The 14,336-nt window shown below is 62.1% G+C and carries 14 protein-coding genes and 1 pseudogene; 12 read left to right on the top strand and 3 right to left on the bottom strand.

The features are described 5' to 3' along the window. The 3 genes and pseudogenes from LJ656_RS29845 to LJ656_RS29835 all read right to left on the bottom strand — a co-directional run. A pseudogene (locus LJ656_RS29845) lies at window positions 1-179 on the bottom strand (2-methylcitrate synthase); the annotation flags it as partial. A gap of 65 nt (window positions 180-244) precedes the next feature. Next, window positions 245-1,252 carry an HpcH/HpaI aldolase/citrate lyase family protein gene (locus tag LJ656_RS29840; protein ID WP_230513080.1) on the bottom strand — a complete coding sequence of 336 codons (1,008 nt, stop codon included), beginning with the start codon at window positions 1,250-1,252 and terminating at the stop codon, window positions 245-247. A gap of 190 nt (window positions 1,253-1,442) precedes the next feature. Next, on the bottom strand, window positions 1,443-2,426 hold the full coding sequence (locus LJ656_RS29835) for a malate dehydrogenase (RefSeq protein ID WP_230513079.1): 984 nt from the start codon (window positions 2,424-2,426) through the stop codon (window positions 1,443-1,445). A gap of 491 nt (window positions 2,427-2,917) precedes the next feature. Here LJ656_RS29835 and LJ656_RS29830 point away from each other — a divergent pair, with 491 nt between their 5' ends. From LJ656_RS29830 to asd, 12 genes are all read left to right on the top strand, one after another. Then, the gene (locus tag LJ656_RS29830) at window positions 2,918-3,718 is read left to right on the top strand and encodes a GntR family transcriptional regulator (RefSeq protein ID WP_230513078.1); all 801 of its coding nucleotides are present in this window, start codon (window positions 2,918-2,920) and stop codon (window positions 3,716-3,718) included. 157 nt (window positions 3,719-3,875) lie between these two features. Continuing rightward, complete coding sequence (sdhC, locus tag LJ656_RS29825) at window positions 3,876-4,292, top strand: succinate dehydrogenase, cytochrome b556 subunit (protein WP_075304869.1); 417 nt, start codon at window positions 3,876-3,878, stop codon at window positions 4,290-4,292. A 3-nt stretch (window positions 4,293-4,295) separates the two neighbouring features. Beyond that, a complete protein-coding gene (gene sdhD, locus LJ656_RS29820; RefSeq protein WP_230513077.1) occupies window positions 4,296-4,664 on the top strand; it encodes a succinate dehydrogenase, hydrophobic membrane anchor protein in 369 nt (122 codons plus the stop codon). A gap of 4 nt (window positions 4,665-4,668) precedes the next feature. Beyond that, window positions 4,669-6,444 carry a succinate dehydrogenase flavoprotein subunit gene (gene sdhA / locus LJ656_RS29815; RefSeq protein ID WP_230513076.1) on the top strand — a complete coding sequence of 592 codons (1,776 nt, stop codon included), beginning with the start codon at window positions 4,669-4,671 and terminating at the stop codon, window positions 6,442-6,444. 26 nt (window positions 6,445-6,470) lie between these two features. After that, a complete protein-coding gene (locus LJ656_RS29810; protein WP_129961767.1) occupies window positions 6,471-7,175 on the top strand; it encodes a succinate dehydrogenase iron-sulfur subunit in 705 nt (234 codons plus the stop codon). An 86-nt stretch (window positions 7,176-7,261) separates the two neighbouring features. After that, window positions 7,262-7,534 (top strand): FAD assembly factor SdhE, encoded by a 273-nt coding sequence (locus tag LJ656_RS29805; RefSeq protein WP_230513075.1) that lies wholly within the window; start codon window positions 7,262-7,264, stop codon window positions 7,532-7,534. Window positions 7,535-7,606: 72 nt separating this feature from the next. Further along, window positions 7,607-8,908, top strand: a complete 1,302-nt coding sequence (gene gltA, locus LJ656_RS29800; protein WP_230513074.1) for a citrate synthase — start codon at window positions 7,607-7,609, stop codon at window positions 8,906-8,908. A 334-nt stretch (window positions 8,909-9,242) separates the two neighbouring features. Beyond that, complete coding sequence (gene leuC, locus LJ656_RS29795) at window positions 9,243-10,652, top strand: 3-isopropylmalate dehydratase large subunit (protein ID WP_230513073.1); 1,410 nt, start codon at window positions 9,243-9,245, stop codon at window positions 10,650-10,652. Between the two features lie 5 nt (window positions 10,653-10,657). Then, a complete protein-coding gene (locus LJ656_RS29790) occupies window positions 10,658-10,816 on the top strand; it encodes an entericidin A/B family lipoprotein (protein WP_028196115.1) in 159 nt (52 codons plus the stop codon). An 86-nt stretch (window positions 10,817-10,902) separates the two neighbouring features. Then, the gene (gene leuD, locus LJ656_RS29785; protein WP_230513072.1) at window positions 10,903-11,556 is read left to right on the top strand and encodes a 3-isopropylmalate dehydratase small subunit; all 654 of its coding nucleotides are present in this window, start codon (window positions 10,903-10,905) and stop codon (window positions 11,554-11,556) included. 86 nt (window positions 11,557-11,642) lie between these two features. Then, on the top strand, window positions 11,643-12,710 hold the full coding sequence (gene leuB / locus LJ656_RS29780; RefSeq protein WP_230513071.1) for a 3-isopropylmalate dehydrogenase: 1,068 nt from the start codon (window positions 11,643-11,645) through the stop codon (window positions 12,708-12,710). 392 nt (window positions 12,711-13,102) lie between these two features. Then, window positions 13,103-14,224, top strand: coding sequence for an aspartate-semialdehyde dehydrogenase (gene asd / locus LJ656_RS29775; RefSeq protein ID WP_230513070.1), 1,122 nt, complete (start codon window positions 13,103-13,105; stop codon window positions 14,222-14,224). Window positions 14,225-14,336 lie beyond the last annotated feature (112 nt).

The raw sequence follows: 14,336 nt of genomic DNA, 5'->3' as shown, positions 1-14,336 counted from the left end.
CCGGCGATGTCGAGGATGTCGTAGCCGCGGTAATGCAGATCGTTGCCGGTCTTGCCGACCGTGCACAGCGCGGTGTTGCCCGCGGTCACGCCGGACAGCGCGACGGATTTTTTCGGCTTGAAGCCGCTTTGTGTTTCGTTGCCGCCCGCTGCACTGGCGGTTTGCGTCGTGTCGCTCATCTTCCGCGTTCTCCTGTGTGCCGGCTCAAGGCAGCCGGTCGAAGCGCTTCGCTGATGCCACCTGTTTATTGTCCGTTAGCGCCCACTTTCGCAAACAGTGGCGCCGCGTCTTCCGGAATCGCGCGACCGGTGTTCTGCGCGCGGCGCAGCACCGACCAGTAATAGCGATAACTCGCGCGATCGTGCAGCGTATCGCCGTAGCGCGTCGGCCCCCATTGAGCGGACTGCGCGGCCAGCAGGATTTCGGCGGCCGTGGCGATTTCCTCGTCGCGCGGCGCGAACGCGGCGACGATCGCCTCGATCTGCGCCGGATGGATGCTCCACATTCGCGTGTAGCCGAACTCGTTGCGGGCGCGCAGCGCGTCGTTCGCGACCACGCTCATGTCGCGCACTTCGGTGCTGACGTTGTGCGACGGTACTTTACCGAATGCATGGCAGGCCGCCGAGATTTCGAGCTTCGCGCGCCGCACCAGCGGGTGATCGAACTGGCCGGGCGAACGCATTGCGGTGTCGGGGATCGCGCCGTCGTGCGCGGAGACAAAGTCCATCAGCCCGAAGCTGAGCGCTTCGACGCCGGGCAGCGCGGCCAGTTCGAACACGCGCGTGAGCGCGCCGTGAGTTTCGACCAGCAGTTGCACCGGTACCGGCTGCGCGATGCCGAGTTCGCGCCGCGTCGCCTCGATAAACGCGATCATTTCGGCCGCATCGGGCACGTTGCGAATTTTCGGCAGCGTGATGTAAGCAGGCGCTCGCTTCGCGGCGCGCAGAATCAGGCGCACGTCGTCGCGCCAGTGCGCGTGAGCGAAGTCGTGGATCCGCACGCCGACGCGGCCGAAACGGTCATGTTCGCTGCCGAGCAGCGACGCGACCAGCTCCGCGTGCTCGGCCTCGCGGCCGACCTGCGCGCCGTCTTCGCAATCGAGCGTGATGTCGAATACTGGGCCGAGCTGCTGCTGCAACGCGAGCGATTTGAGCATCAGCTTTTCGCTGCCGGCGTAGTGATCGCAGGCGGGCAGCACGGCGGGAGGCACTTCACCATCGAACAGCACTTCGGCTGGTGTGAGAACGCGCATCTTCGGCGGGTGGGGCGTGGGAGGTTAGGGGAGACCGGATCCGGACGTGCTCTGCGCGAAGGCTGCCGGGCAGCGGCAAAACACGTTCGGATCAGTAGCGGATCGCCTCGGGCGCGAGGCCATCCGCACGAAAAAAACCGGAACCCGTCGCATTGCAGCTTCGGTATTCCGGTTTGTTCGCATCAGAGGCTTAGCCCAGCAGGTGCTGAACGCCTTCGCGCTCTTCGAGCAGTTCCTGCAGCGTGCCGTCCATCTTTTCACGCGAGAACGCGTCGATTTCCAGACCTTCGACGCGCTTGTACTCGCCGTTTTCGCAGGTCACCGGCACGCCGTAGATGATGTCTTCGGGGATGCCGTACGAGCCGTCCGACGGGATGCCCATCGTGACCCACTTGCCGTTGGTGCCGAGCACCCAGTCGCGCACGTGGTCGATCGCAGCGTTAGCCGCCGATGCCGCCGACGACAGGCCGCGCGCTTCGATGATGGCCGCACCGCGCTTGCCGACGGTCGGGATGAACGTGTTGCGGTTCCATTCGTCGTCGTTGATCAGCTTGGTCAGGTCCTGGCCTTCTGCCGTTGCGAAACGGAAATCCGGGTACATGGTCGGCGAGTGATTGCCCCACACGGCGAGCTTTTCGATCGACGCGACCGGCTTGCCCGACTTGGCGGCCAGTTGCGACAGCGCGCGGTTGTGGTCCAGGCGCAGCATCGCGGTGAAGTTCTTCTTCGGCAGATCCGGTGCCGACTTCATTGCGATGTAAGCGTTGGTGTTGGCCGGGTTGCCGACGACCAGCACCTTCACGTCGCGGCTGGCGACGTCGTTCAGCGCCTTGCCCTGAACCGTGAAAATTTCGGCGTTGGCCGACAGCAGGTCCTTACGCTCCATGCCTTTCGAGCGCGGACGTGCGCCGACGAGGAGGGCGACGTCTGCGTCCTTGAACGCGACCTTCGGGTCGTCCGTGATCACGACGCCCGACAGCAGCGGGAATGCGCAATCATCCAGTTCCATCACGACGCCTTTGACGGCGCCTTGCGCTTGCGGCAGATCGAGCAGTTGCAGGATCACCGGCTGGTCCTTGCCGAGCAGATCGCCATTGGCGATGCGGAACAGCAGGGAGTAAGCGATTTGACCTGCGGCGCCGGTGACGGCAACGCGCTTTGCGGGCTTAGCCATTGAGAAATCTCCAGGACGATGCGTTAGACGCTAGGGAAAACGCCATTCTATATGCGCGTTCAGCGTAGCGTTATGAAACACGGCGGAATTCACTGTTCGCGTGCGGACCCGGAATACGCCGGGCCTGGAGGCGCGCTGCGGCAAGACCGCCATGCCGGAAAGCTGTACTGCCGAGCGGGACGGGGATGGTGGCGCCGGGACCGCCGCTGCACGGTGCGGGCTCCTGCAAACAGCGCGTTTCGGCAAGCGTCTGGCCAAAGGATGGCGGCGAATCGAAACCTGGACTGCGTGGGGAACGGCATGGCACAGATGGCTGCCGGAGCGTCGCGGCGCTGCAACGAAAAAACGCCGAAAAACCCGCAAACCCTTGCTCGACAGGGAGTGTAGGAGTCGACATCGACAAAGTCAACATTATCTTATGTCTTATATAAGACATATCTATGCCTGGAAAAGTCTGGACGCGGCCGGGGCCTTTATGATGAAATGCGCGGATGAATTCGAACCCGGCTAACCCTGCGAACCCGAATGGCCAAGGGGCTGCGGGCGAAGCCGTATCGGCCGCCGCCGCGACTGCGTCGCCCACGTTCAGCCCTTTGTATCAGCAGATCAAGGGCTTGATTACGCAGAGCCTCGAGAGCGGCGAATGGAAGCCGGGTGAAATCATTCCCAGCGAAGTCGAACTGGCCGCCCGCTATAAGGTGAGCCAGGGGACGGTGCGCAAGGCGATCGACGAACTCGCGGCCGACAACCTGCTCGTGCGCCGTCAGGGTAAGGGCACTTTCGTTGCAACGCACAACGAAGAGCGCGCGCAGTTCCGCTTCCTGCGACTGCTCGCCGACGACGGCGCCGAGCATCCGCACGTGAGCCGCCTGCTCGAATGCCGGCGGCTGCGAGCCTCGGCGGAGATCGCGAGGCAACTGGACCTGAAGCCGGCCGACCCGGTCGTGCTGATCAAGCGTCTGCTGCAGTTCGACGGCGAAGTCACGGTGCTCGACGAGATCTGGCTGCCCGGCGCGGTGTTTCGCGGGCTTACGCTGGAGCGGCTGTCCGAGTACAAGGGGCCCCTCTACGCGATGTTCGAGGCGGAATTCGGCACCCGCATGATTCGCGCGACGGAAAAGATCCGCGCGGTCGCGGCGGAGCCTTCCGTGGCGGACCTGCTGCATGTGCCGGCGGGTTTTCCGTTGCTCTCGGTCGAGCGCGTGTCCTATACATATGGGGACCGTCCGGTTGAAGTCCGGCGTGGTTGGTATGTCACAACCGGGTATTACTATCAGAACGATCTAAGTTAAATCGGGCTGAAACGAGGCGCGGCGTCCCGTACGCCGGCCGTTCGGAACGCGCATTCATTACGCGCGCAGCAAAGGACTCATGGTGGTTTTCGCTGCAGCGCGATATGAAAAGGCGCTAAAATTGCGGATTAGTGTGACTACATAGTAGGGGTCTAGCATGGCAGAAGCCGTAAAAAAACCGAGGCCGGAATTCCGGAACATCGGTCTTGGGCAAATATTGACGGCATACCGTCTCCCGCTAGCGGGGCGCGTGTCGATTTTGCACCGCGTGAGCGGCGCGTTGTTGTTTCTTTCTCTTCCGTTTCTGCTGTACCTCTTCGATCAAAGCCTGACTTCCGAGCTCAGCTTCCAGGTCTTCAAGGGTTTCCTCTCCAACATCATTGTCAAGCTGATCACGCTGGTTCTCGCGTGGGCTTACATGTTCCATTTCTGCGCCGGCGTCCGTCACCTGCTGATGGATACGAACCACGACGCGGTCTCGAAGGAGAAGGGTAAGTCGACCTCTATCGTCGTGCTGGTCGTGTCGTCGCTGCTCACCATCGCATTCGCGGCAAAACTGTTCGGAGCATTCTAAAAAATGGCAGCCAATAACCGAATCGGTTCGAAGCGTCTCGTTGTCGGCGCACATTACGGCTTGCGCGACTGGCTCGCGCAGCGCGTCACCGCCTGCGTGATGGCGATTTACACGGTGATTCTGCTCGCGTGGTTCTTCCTCGCGCGCGACTTCTCGTACGACGGCTGGGCGTCGATCTTCGCGACGCAGTGGATGAAGCTCGCCACGTTCGTCACGCTGCTCTCGCTGTTCTACCACGCGTGGGTTGGTATCCGTGACATCTGGATGGACTATGTGAAGCCCGTTGGCACGCGTCTCGTCCTGCAGGCGTTGACGATCCTCTGGCTGCTCGCATGTGCGGGCTACGCTGCGCAGATTCTCTGGAGAGTGTAAAAGAATGGTTGCAATCAAGAATTCTCTGCCGCGTCGCAAGTTCGACGTGGTTATCGTCGGCGCGGGCGGCTCGGGAATGCGCGCGTCGCTCCAACTCGCGCGTGCGGGTCTGTCGGTTTGCGTGCTGTCCAAGGTGTTCCCGACGCGTTCGCACACGGTTGCTGCTCAGGGCGGCATCGGCGCTTCGCTCGGCAACATGAGCGAAGACAACTGGCACTACCACTTCTACGACACGATCAAGGGCTCCGACTGGCTCGGCGACCAGGACGCGATCGAGTTCATGTGCCGTGAAGCACCGAACGCCGTCTACGAACTCGAACACTTCGGCATGCCGTTCGACCGTAACGCCGACGGCACGATCTATCAGCGCCCGTTCGGCGGCCATACCGCGAACTACGGCGAAAAGCCGGTGCAACGCGCCTGCGCGGCAGCTGACCGTACCGGTCACGCGCTGCTGCACACGCTGTACCAGCAGAACGTTGCTGCGAAGACGCAATTCTTCGTCGAATGGATGGCGCTGGACCTGATCCGCGACGCCGACGGCGACGTGCTCGGCGTGACCGCGCTGGAAATGGAAACCGGCGACGTCTACATCCTCGAAGGCAAGACCACGCTGTTCGCCACGGGTGGCGCAGGCCGGATCTTCGCGGCATCGACCAACGCGTTCATCAACACCGGCGACGGCCTCGGCATGGCGGCCCGTTCGGGTATCGCGCTGCAGGACATGGAATTCTGGCAATTCCACCCGACCGGCGTGGCCGGCGCGGGCGTGCTGATTACCGAAGGCGTGCGCGGCGAAGGCGGGATTCTGCGCAACTCGAACGGCGAGCGTTTCATGGAACGCTACGCGCCGACGCTGAAGGACCTGGCGCCGCGCGACTTCGTTTCGCGTTCGATGGACCAGGAAATCAAGGAAGGCCGCGGCGTGGGTCCGAACAAGGATCACGTGCTGCTCGACCTGTCGCACATCGGCGCCGAGACGATCATGAAGCGTCTGCCGTCGATCCGCGAAATCGCGCTGAAGTTCGCGAACGTCGACTGTATTAAAGAGCCGATCCCGGTCGTGCCGACGATTCACTACCAGATGGGCGGTATCCCGACGAACATCAACGGCCAGGTCGTTGGTACGCCGAAGGGTCACGAAGAAGTCGTCAACGGTTTCTACGCTGTGGGCGAATGCTCGTGCGTGTCGGTGCACGGTGCAAACCGTCTCGGCACAAACTCGCTGCTCGACCTCGTGGTGTTCGGCCGTGCGGCCGGCAACCACATCGTCAAGCACGTGAAGGAACTGAAGGAACACAAGCCGCTGCCGGCGGATGCAGCCGACTTCGCGCTGTCGCGTCTGGCCAAGCTGGACAATTCGTCGTCGGGCGAGTACGCGCAATCGGTCGCGAACGACATCCGCGGCACGATGCAAAAGCACGCTGGCGTGTTCCGTACCTCGGCCTTGCTGGCTGAAGGTGTCGAAGCGATCCGCGAAGTCGCGGCACGCGTCGACAACATCCATCTGAAGGACAAGTCGAAGGTCTTCAACACGGCTCGTGTCGAAGCGCTCGAAGTGGCGAACCTGATCGAAGTGGCACGCGCCACGATGGTCTCGGCCGAAGCGCGCAAGGAAAGCCGTGGCGCGCACGCGCAGAACGACTTCGAACATCGCGACGACGAAAACTGGCTGCGCCATACGCTGTGGTTCAGCGAAGGCGATCGCCTCGACTACAAGCCGGTTCACATGCAACCGCTGACCGTCGAATCGGTGCCGCCGAAAGCGCGTACCTTCTAAGGCACAAGTCAAAGGAATTCAGAGAAATGGCCAAGCGTACATTTGAAATCTATCGCTACGATCCGGACAAGGACGCGGCACCGCGCATGCAGACGTACGAAGTCGAAATCGACTCGCACGAGCGCATGCTGCTCGACGCGCTCGTCAAGCTGAAGGCGCTCGACGAAACCCTGTCGTTCCGTCGCTCGTGCCGCGAAGGCGTGTGCGGTTCGGACGCAATGAATATCAACGGCAAGAACGGCCTCGCGTGCCTGACGAACCTGAACGACCTGCCGCAGAAGATCGTGCTGCGTCCGCTGCCGGGCCTGCCCGTCGTGCGTGACCTGATCTGCGACTTCACGCAGTTCTTCAACCAGTATCACTCGATCAAGCCGTACCTGATCAACGATACGCCGCCCCCGGAAAAGGAACGTCTGCAGTCGCCGGAAGAGCGCGACGAGCTGGACGGTCTGTACGAATGTATCCTGTGCGCCAGCTGCTCGACCTCGTGCCCGAGCTTCTGGTGGAACCCGGACAAGTTCGTCGGCCCGGCAGGCCTGCTGCAAGCCTATCGCTTCATCGCGGACAGCCGCGACCAGGCGACTGGCGAGCGTCTCGACAACCTGGAAGACCCGTACCGTCTGTTCCGTTGCCACACGATCATGAATTGCGTCGACGTTTGCCCGAAGGGGCTGAACCCGACCAAGGCGATTGGCAAGATCAAGGAATTGATGGTTCGTCGCGCAGTCTAGGATGAAATAGCCCGCACGCTTCCTCGCGTACGCTGCCCCTGCGGGGGGCAGTCGGCTAGCGTGGGAGCGATGCGGCGCTTACTGCCATGAACGATACATCGCATCAGTCCGACCCCCTCCGCCGCGCGCGTCTTCGCTGGCGTGCACGGCGGGGCCTGCTGGAAAACGATCTGATTTTCGAGCGTTTTTTCAGCCGATATGAGCATGACCTCAGCGATGCCGACGTCGGCGCTCTCACGCGCCTGCTCGAGCTGAGCGATAACGACCTGATGGACTTGCTGCTCGCGCGCAAGGAACCGGAAGGCGATCTAGCCGACCCGGACGTGGTCCGGGTTCTGGAATTGCTGCGCAACGCTTGAGCGCCGCCAGTCCGCTGTTCCAGGCGTGCAATTATCGAAAACCTGTAACCATACTTCGATTGAGGATGTGCTATGACCCCGTCAGATGTTAAAGCCACGCTATCGTTCAGCGACAATTCGCCGAGCGTTGAAATGCCGATTTACAAGGGCACGATTGGCCCGGACGTAATCGACATTCGCAAACTGTACGGCCAGACCGGCAAATTCACGTACGATCCGGGCTTCATGTCGACGGCGTCGTGCAATTCGGCGATCACCTACATCGACGGCGACAAGGGCGAACTGCTCTACCGCGGCTACGCGATCGACAACCTCGCGCAAAACGCCGACTTCCTCGAAACCTGCTATCTGCTGCTGAACGGCGAACTGCCGACGGCTGCGCAGAAGGAAGAATTCGTCGGCACCGTCACGAAGCACACGATGGTGCACGAGCAGATGCAGTTCTTCTTCCGCGGCTTCCGCCGCGACGCGCATCCGATGGCGATTCTGGTCGCCGCGGTCGGCGCACTGTCGGCGTTCTATCACGACTCGCTCGACATCAATAACCCGCGTCACCGCGAAGTGTCGGCGATCCGCATGATCGCGAAGCTGCCCACGCTCGTCGCCATGGCGTACAAGTACAGCATCGGTCAGCCGTTCGTGTATCCGAAGAACGACCTGTCGTACAGCGCGAACTTCATGCGCATGATGTTCTCGAACCCGTGCGAAGAGTACAAGGTCAACGACGTGCTGGTGCGCGCGCTCGACCGTATCCTGATCCTGCACGCGGATCACGAGCAGAATGCCTCGACCTCGACCGTGCGTCTGGCCGGTTCGTCGGGTGCCAATCCGTTCGCGTGTATCGCTGCCGGTATCGCGTGTCTGTGGGGCCCGGCGCACGGCGGTGCGAACGAAGCCGCGCTGAACATGCTGGAAGAGATCGGCTCGGTCGACAACATTCCTGAGTTCATCAAGCAGGTGAAGGACAAGAACTCGGGCGTGAAGCTGATGGGCTTCGGCCACCGCGTGTACAAGAACTATGACCCGCGCGCGAAGCTGATGCGCGAGACCTGCCACGAAGTGCTCGAAGAGCTGGGCCTGCACGACGACCCGCTGTTCAAGCTCGCAATGGCACTCGAAAAGATCGCGCTCGAAGACGAGTACTTCGTGTCGCGCAAGCTGTACCCGAACGTCGACTTCTACTCGGGTATCGTGCAGCGCGCGCTGGGCATTCCGACGTCGATGTTCACGTGTATCTTCGCGATGGCACGTACGGTCGGCTGGATTGCGCAGTGGAACGAAATGATTGCGGACCCCGAACAGAAGATCGGCCGTCCGCGTCAGCTGTTCATCGGCGAAACGCTGCGTGAAGCGAAGCCGCTCGCGCAACGCTAAACAGCGCTGAGCGACAGCGCTACGCGCTCCGGTTCGCGGCATTCATTCGTGCCGTGTCAGAGCGTGAAGCCTGAGTGAATAAAACGCCCCAACGGGTTTCCCGTTGGGGCGTTTCTCTTTGCGCGGCCGCTTGCGCTTGCGCTTGCGCAGGCGTCGCCACACGCACCGTCGGCCCCCGCATGCTTGCCGGGTAACACCGATACAGGTATCGCCACTACCACCCAACTCCCTGTTTTTTATCGGTTTTTCGCCTCGATGAGGGCTCCGCGCCGTCCAACTGCGTGGCATAATCGACCGACATAGTCAGCCCGAAGTCATTACTACCCCGCATACCATGGCACAGACTCTCTACGACAAATTGTGGAACACCCACGTGATCCACACGGAAGACGACGGTACCGCGATTCTCTATATCGACCGCCATCTGCTGCACGAAGTGACCAGCCCGCAGGCATTCGAAGGCCTGAAGATGGCCGAGCGTCCGGTATGGCGCATCAGCGCGAACCTGGCCGTGTCCGATCACAACGTGCCGACCACCGACCGTAGCCACGGCATCGCCGATCCCGTGTCGAAGCTGCAGGTAGACACGCTCGACACGAACTGCGACGCCTACGGCATCACCCAGTTCAAGATGACCGACGTGCGTCAGGGCATCGTCCACATCATCGGGCCGGAGCAGGGCGCGACGCTGCCGGGCATGACCATCGTCTGCGGCGACTCGCACACGTCCACGCACGGCGCGTTCGGCGCGCTCGCGCACGGCATTGGCACGTCGGAAGTCGAACACGTGCTGGCCACGCAAACGCTGCTGCAGAAGAAGAGCAAGAACATGCTCGTGAAGGTCGAGGGCCAACTGCCGCGCGGCTGTACCGCGAAGGACATCGTGCTCGCGATCATCGGCAAGATCGGCACCGCGGGCGGCACCGGCTACGCGATCGAATTCGGCGGCTCGACGATTCGCGCGCTGACCATGGAGGGCCGCATGACGGTCTGCAACATGGCGATCGAAGCGGGCGCGCGCGCCGGCATGGTCGCGGTCGATGACACCACGATCGAATACCTGAAGGGCCGTCCGTACTCGCCGCAGGGCGTCGAGTGGGATCACGCGGTCGAGTACTGGAAGCAGTTCAAGTCCGACGAAGGCGCGCAGTTCGACCGCGTGGTCGAGCTGAACGCCGCCGATATCGTGCCGCAGGTCACGTGGGGCACGTCGCCGGAAATGGTCACGTCGGTCGACGGCCGCGTGCCGGATCCGGAGCGCGAAAAGGACCCGGTCAAGCGCGACGCGATGGAACGCGCGCTCAAGTACATGGCGCTCGAGCCGAATGCGCCGATCGAGTCGATCAAGCCGGATAAAATCTTCATCGGGTCGTGCACCAATGCGCGCATTGAAGACATTCGCGCCGCGGCTTACGTCGTGAAGAAGCTGGGCCGCCGCGTGGCGCCGAACATCCGTCTGGCGATGGTCGTGCCGGGTTCGGGGCTCGTGAAGGCGCAGGCGGAGCGTGAAGGCCTCGACAAGGTCTTTACCGACGCCGGCTTCGAATGGCGCGAGCCGGGTTGTTCGATGTGTCTCGCGATGAACGCCGACCGGCTCGATCCGGGCGAGCGTTGCGCGTCCACGTCGAACCGCAATTTCGAAGGTCGTCAGGGCGCCGGTGGCCGCACTCACCTGGTGAGCCCCGCGATGGCAGCGGCTGCGGCCATCGAAGGGCATTTCGTCGATATTCGCAAGCTTGGATGACTCGCATGATGAAGAACATGAATCGCACCACTCTATTGCGCCGCTTCGCACTCGGCACGCTGGCCGGGCTTCTGCTCGGTCTGGCCGGTTGCAACACGGTGCACGGATTTGGCGAGGACATGTCGCACCTCGGCAATTCGATCAGCAATCACGCTGACAAATAAGCGGTTTTTGATTTTTACCGGCGCTGCGGCGCGCGGCTTTCACGCCGCCAGCCGCAGCGTCCGGTCTTCAGACAGGCGCAAGCGTCATGGATAAATTCATCGTACACACCGGCGTCGTGGCGCCGCTCGATCGCGAGAACGTCGACACGGACGCGATCATTCCGAAGCAGTTCCTGAAGTCGATCAAACGCACGGGCTTCGGTCCGAACGCATTCGACGAATGGCGCTACCTCGACCACGGCGAGCCGGGTCAGGACAACGCGAAGCGTCCGCTGAACCCGGACTTCGTGCTCAACCAGCCGCGTTATCAGGGCGCCTCGGTGCTGCTCGCGCGCAAGAATTTCGGTTGCGGCAGCTCGCGCGAACACGCGCCGTGGGCACTGCAGCAGTACGGCTTTCGCGCGATCATCGCGCCGAGCTTCGCCGACATCTTCTACAACAACTGCTTCAAGAACGGCCTGCTGCCGATCGTGCTGACCGAACAGCAGGTCGATCATCTGTTCAACGAAACGTATGCGTTCAACGGCTTCGAGCTGACGGTCGACCTCGACGCGCAAGTCGTGCGCACCGCCGACGGCACAACCGCCTACCCGTTCGACGTCGCGGCATTCCGTAAGTACTGCCTGCTCAACGGCTTCGACGACATCGGTCTGACGCTGCGTCACGCCGACAAGATTCGTCAGTACGAAGCCGAACGTCTCGCGAAGCAGCCGTGGCTGAACAACCGCCTCGTCGGTTAAATGCGTGAGGGCATCGGCGCACCGAGGTGCGCTGGCCCGCGCGCGGTTCGCGCTCCCAGTCTCGACATAATCATCAAGGAATTCGCATGAAGATCGCAGTGTTGCCGGGCGACGGCATCGGTCCCGAAATCGTCAAGGAGGCCGTCAAGGTCCTGAACGTGCTCGGGGAGAAGTTCGAACTCGAAGAAGCGCCGGTCGGCGGCGCGGGCTACGAAGCGAAGGGCCATCCGCTGCCCGATTCGACGCTCGCACTGGCGAAAGAGGCCGATGCGATCCTGTTCGGCGCGGTCGGCGACTGGAAGTACGACAAGCTCGAACGCGCGCTGCGTCCGGAGCAGGCCATTCTCGGTCTGCGCAAGCACCTCGAACTGTTCGCGAACTTCCGCCCGGCGATCTGCTATCCCCAACTGACCGGCGCGTCGTCGCTGAAGGAAGAGATCGTTTCGGGTCTCGACATCCTGATCGTGCGCGAGCTGAACGGCGACATCTACTTCGGCGCGCCGCGCGGCGTGCGTTCGTCGCCGGACGGCCTGTTCGCCGGCGCGAAGGAAGGCTTCGACACGATGCGTTATGCGGAGCCGGAAGTGCGCCGCATCGCGCACGTCGCGTTGCAGGCGGCGCAAAAGCGCGGCAAGAAGTTGTGCTCGGTCGACAAATCGAACGTGCTCGAAACGTCGCAGTTCTGGAAGGACGTGATGATCGACGTGTCGAAGGAATACGCTGACGTCGAGCTGTCGCACATGTACGTCGACAACGCGGCGATGCAGCTCGTGAAGGCACCGAAATCGTTCGACGTGATCGTGACCGGCAACATGTTCGGCGACATCCTGTCCGACGAAGCCGCGATGCTGACGGGCTCGATCGGCATGCTGCCGTCGGCGTCGCTCGACAAGAACAACAAGGGCTTGTATGAGCCGTCGCACGGTTCGGCGCCGGACATCGCCGGCAAGGGCGTCGCGAATCCGCTCGCCACGATCCTGTCCGCTGCGATGATGCTGCGCTATTCGCTGAACAAGGCCGAGCAGGCCGATCGCATCGAAAACGCGGTGAAGAAGGTGCTCGAGCAGGGCTATCGCACCGGCGACATCCTCACGCCGGGTTGCAAGCAGGTTGGCACCGCCGCGATGGGCGACGCGGTCGTCGCGGCGCTGTAATGCAGAGCGCGCGAATGCGCGTTCAGGTAGTAGGCAATCCCTAGTTTTGCAGCAAATCCGCCGGGCCGTGAAAAGCCCGGCATCTACGAATCGGCCGCTCTTTCGGGCCGATTCGCGCTTGATCCGCTGCATCGTGTGACCGGCGCGCCACCAGGCGCCGCCGGATTCGAGTTTTCGTGTATATTGTGGCGATGGCCCAGATCTCCCAAATCTCCTCGATTTCCAAACAGCACGGCATCACTGCCCGTGCGATCGAGTTCGCCATTACCATCAAAACGATTACCCCGAAAACGATCACGAAGCGCTGATCGTCCGTTGTGTCCGCCCATCTTCCCCGCGCGGTCACTGCGGGCAAAGATGCGGGGAAGTTTCCATTCGAAGGGTATGAAGTCATGAACGTAGGTCTCGTAGGTTGGCGCGGCATGGTCGGCAGCGTCCTGATGCAACGCATGCAGCAGGAAGGCGATTTCGACTTGATCGAACCGGTGTTTTTCAGCACCAGCAACGCGGGCGGCAACGCGCCGTCGTTCGCCAAGAACGAGACCAAGCTCAAGGATGCGACAAGCATCGACGACCTGAAGAAGTGCGACGCGATCATCTCGTGCCAGGGCGGCGACTACACCAACGAAGTGTTCCCGAAGCTGCGTGCGGCCGGCTGGAACGGCTACTGGATCGACGCGGCTTCGTCGCTGCGCATGAAGGACGACGCGGTCATCATTCTCGATCCGGTCAACCTCGATGTGATCAAGAACGCGCTCGTGAAGGGCCAGAAGAATTTCATCGGCGGCAACTGCACGGTCAGCCTGATGCTGATGGCGTTGGGCGGCCTGTTCCGCGAAAACCTCGTCGACTGGATGACGGCGATGACGTACCAGGCGGCCTCGGGTGCCGGTGCGCAGAACATGCGCGAACTGCTGTCGCAGATGGGCACGCTGAACAGCGCGGTGAAGAACGAGCTGGCCGATCCGGCTTCGGCGATTCTCGACATCGATCGCCGCGTGCTGGAAGCGATGAACAGCGACAGCATGCCGACTTCCAACTTCGGCGTGCCGCTCGCCGGCTCGCTGATTCCGTGGATCGACAAGGATCTCGGCAACGGCATGTCGAAGGAAGAGTGGAAGGGCGGTGCCGAGACCAACAAGATTCTCGGCAAGCCTGCCATGGGTACGCCGGGCTCGATTCCGGTCGACGGCTTGTGCGTGCGGATCGGCGCAATGCGCTGCCACTCGCAGGCGCTGACGATCAAGCTGAACAAGGACGTGCCGCTCGACGAAGTGAACGACATCCTCGCGTCGGCCAACGACTGGGTGAAGGTCGTACCGAACGAGCGCGAAGCGTCGATGCGCGATCTGTCCCCGGCGGTCGTCACCGGTACGCTGACGGTGCCGGTCGGCCGCGTGCGCAAGCTCGCGATGGGCGGCGAATATCTGTCGGCGTTCACGGTCGGCGACCAGCTGCTGTGGGGCGCGGCGGAACCGCTGCGTCGCATGCTTCGCATTGTGCTCGACAAGTAAAGTAAACTACGCGCTCACGACGCGTAGACAACTCAAGAAGCGTCGCGCTTGCGCGGCGCTTTTTTCATTGTGTGCTCCGATCATCTTGTCTCTTTCCATCCGCAAAACAGGC

The organism is Paraburkholderia sejongensis (assembly GCF_020880815.1).
Classification (GTDB): Bacteria; Pseudomonadota; Gammaproteobacteria; order Burkholderiales; family Burkholderiaceae; genus Paraburkholderia; species Paraburkholderia sejongensis.
Note: the sequence above shows the minus strand (reverse complement) of the source record. Positions and strands in the feature narration are given on the sequence as shown.

Bases quoted from the DNA above. Each gene is read 5' to 3' on its own strand.
- LJ656_RS29840 (WP_230513080.1), bottom strand. From the start codon at position 1,252: ATGCGCGTTCTCACACCAGCCGAAGTGCTGTTCGATGGTGAAGTGCCT.
- LJ656_RS29835 (WP_230513079.1), bottom strand. From the start codon at position 2,426: ATGGCTAAGCCCGCAAAGCGCGTTGCCGTCACCGGCGCCGCAGGTCAA.
- LJ656_RS29830 (WP_230513078.1), top strand. From the start codon at position 2,918: ATGAATTCGAACCCGGCTAACCCTGCGAACCCGAATGGCCAAGGGGCT.
- sdhC (WP_075304869.1), top strand. From the start codon at position 3,876: ATGGCAGAAGCCGTAAAAAAACCGAGGCCGGAATTCCGGAACATCGGT.
- sdhD (WP_230513077.1), top strand. From the start codon at position 4,296: ATGGCAGCCAATAACCGAATCGGTTCGAAGCGTCTCGTTGTCGGCGCA.
- sdhA (WP_230513076.1), top strand. From the start codon at position 4,669: ATGGTTGCAATCAAGAATTCTCTGCCGCGTCGCAAGTTCGACGTGGTT.
- LJ656_RS29810 (WP_129961767.1), top strand. From the start codon at position 6,471: ATGGCCAAGCGTACATTTGAAATCTATCGCTACGATCCGGACAAGGAC.
- LJ656_RS29805 (WP_230513075.1), top strand. From the start codon at position 7,262: ATGAACGATACATCGCATCAGTCCGACCCCCTCCGCCGCGCGCGTCTT.
- gltA (WP_230513074.1), top strand. From the start codon at position 7,607: ATGACCCCGTCAGATGTTAAAGCCACGCTATCGTTCAGCGACAATTCG.
- leuC (WP_230513073.1), top strand. From the start codon at position 9,243: ATGGCACAGACTCTCTACGACAAATTGTGGAACACCCACGTGATCCAC.
- LJ656_RS29790 (WP_028196115.1), top strand. From the start codon at position 10,658: ATGATGAAGAACATGAATCGCACCACTCTATTGCGCCGCTTCGCACTC.
- leuD (WP_230513072.1), top strand. From the start codon at position 10,903: ATGGATAAATTCATCGTACACACCGGCGTCGTGGCGCCGCTCGATCGC.
- leuB (WP_230513071.1), top strand. From the start codon at position 11,643: ATGAAGATCGCAGTGTTGCCGGGCGACGGCATCGGTCCCGAAATCGTC.
- asd (WP_230513070.1), top strand. From the start codon at position 13,103: ATGAACGTAGGTCTCGTAGGTTGGCGCGGCATGGTCGGCAGCGTCCTG.